Source organism: Enterobacter sp. R-1.6.2, from assembly GCF_035064085.1.
GTDB lineage: Bacteria > Pseudomonadota > Gammaproteobacteria > Enterobacterales > Enterobacteriaceae > Enterobacter > Enterobacter asburiae_B.
Window position 1 is genome coordinate 1 of record NZ_JASEYI010000082.1, and the last position, 1,922, is coordinate 1,922.

2 protein-coding genes and 1 pseudogene are annotated in these 1,922 nt (G+C 61.3%); all 3 read left to right on the top strand.

Annotated elements, in window-relative coordinates; all coding sequences use genetic code 11:
• The first annotated feature begins 604 nt into the window (after positions 1-604).
• Entirely contained in the window at positions 605-928 is a 324-nt protein-coding gene (locus QMN93_RS25785) for a MobC family plasmid mobilization relaxosome protein (RefSeq protein WP_323630743.1), read from the top strand.
• A gap of 208 nt (positions 929-1,136) precedes the next feature.
• A pseudogene (locus tag QMN93_RS25790) lies at positions 1,137-1,571 on the top strand (relaxase/mobilization nuclease domain-containing protein); the annotation flags it as partial.
• 34 nt (positions 1,572-1,605) lie between these two features.
• A partial coding sequence (locus QMN93_RS25795; RefSeq protein WP_323630744.1) for an MbeB family mobilization protein occupies positions 1,606-1,922 on the top strand: 317 nt, incomplete at its 3' end.

Below are 1,922 nucleotides of genomic sequence, written 5' to 3' on the forward strand. Positions count from 1 at the left end.
AACGGAACGGGACGTGGTGATTTAGGTAAAGCTTCCACCACAACACGGATGCCGCAGGGCGGGAACAGGAGAGCGCAAGAGGGAGCCACCAGGGGGAAACGCCTGGTATCTTTATAGTCCTGTCGGGTTTCGCCACCACTGATTTGAGCGTCAGATTTCGTGATGCTTGTCAGGGGGGCGGAGCCTATGGAAAAACGGCTTCGCCGCGGCCTTCTCGCTTCTCTGCTAAGTATCTTCCTGGCATCCTCCAGGAAATTTCCGCCCCGTCCGTAAGCCATTCCCGCTCGCCGCAGCCGAACGACCGAGCGCAGCGAGTCAGTGAGCGAGGAAGCGGAATATATTCTGTATCACATATTCCACTTACGCTCCGCTGCTGCATTTTTCTCCTGCCACATGAAGCACTTCACTGATATCCGCATCCGTGCCAACATAGTAAGCCAGTATACACTCCGCTAGCGCTACGTGACTGGTTCAGGGCTGCGCCCCGAAACCCGCCAAAAGCCTGACGCGCCTGCGGCTTGTCCAACCCCGCGCCGACCGGGAAAGGCTTTCCCGCCCGTCCCGGCGTTATCAGGAGGCCGGTTTGTCAGAGAAACGGAGCAAGATGCTCACCATGTGGGTGACGGAGGACGAGCACCGGCGGCTGCTCGAGCGCTGTGACGGCAGGCAGCTGGCGGCGTGGATGCGGCAGATCTGCCTGGACGAAAAGCCGGCACGTTCCGGAAAGCTCCCCTCACTCTCGCCGGCGCTGCTGCGCCAGCTTGCCGGCATGGGCAATAACCTGAACCAGATAGCCCGCCGTGTTAACGCCGGCGGCGGCACCGGCCATGACAGGGTACAGAGTGTGGCGGCGCTGATGGCCATCGATGCCGGCCTTGAGCGGCTGCGGCACGCCGTTCTTGAGAAAGGAACGGACGATGATCGTTAAATTTCATCCGCGCGGCCGCGGCGGTGGCGCCGGGCCGGTGGACTATCTGCTGGGTAAAGACCGGCAGCGTGAAGGCGCCACCGTCCTGCAGGGGAAGCCGGAAGAAGTCCGGGAGCTGATTGACGCGTCGCCTTACGTTAAGAAATACACCTCCGGCGTTCTGTCGTTTGCGGAGGCCGATCTGCCTCCCGGCCAGCGGGAAAAACTGATGGCCAGCTTCGAGCGGGTTCTGATGCCCGGACTCGATAAAGATCAGTACAGCATTCTGTGGGTGGAGCACGCGGACAAGGGGCGTCTGGAGCTGAACTTTCTGATCCCCAATACCGAGCTGCTGACCGGCAGGCGGCTCCAGCCTTACTACGACCGCGCCGACCGGCCGCGCATCGATGCCTGGCAGACTATCGTGAACGGCAGACTGGGGCTGCATGACCCGAACGCGCCGGAAAACCGCCGGGCGCTGGTCACGCCGTCCGGGCTGCCGAAAACGAAGCAGGAGGCCGCAGAAGCCATTACCCGGGGACTGCTGACCCTTGCTTCGTCCGGGGAGCTGAAAAGCCGTCAGGATGTCACTGACACTCTTGAAGGTGCAGGTTTTGAGGTGGTGCGCACCACGAAAAGCAGTATCAGCATTGCCGACCCGGACGGGGGGCGAAACATCCGACTGAAGGGAGCCATCTATGAGCAGTCTTTTAACGCTGGCGAAGGACTTAGAGCAGCAATCGAAAGCGCAGCAGCAGAGTACCGGCGAGATGCTGAAAGCCGCATTCAGCGAGCACGAGCGGTCTGTCAGAGCGGAACTGAGCGCAAGCGCGAGGAGAATCAGCGACGCCATCCTCGCCCACGAGCAGAGTATGAGCGAGGCGATGGAGAAAAACCGGCGGAGCGTACTGCGGACTGCCGGGCGGACATGGCTCACCATCCTGATGGTGTCAGCGCTGCTGATCGGCACGAGCGGGAGCATTCTGTGGTGGCAGGGGCAGCAGATAACCGACAA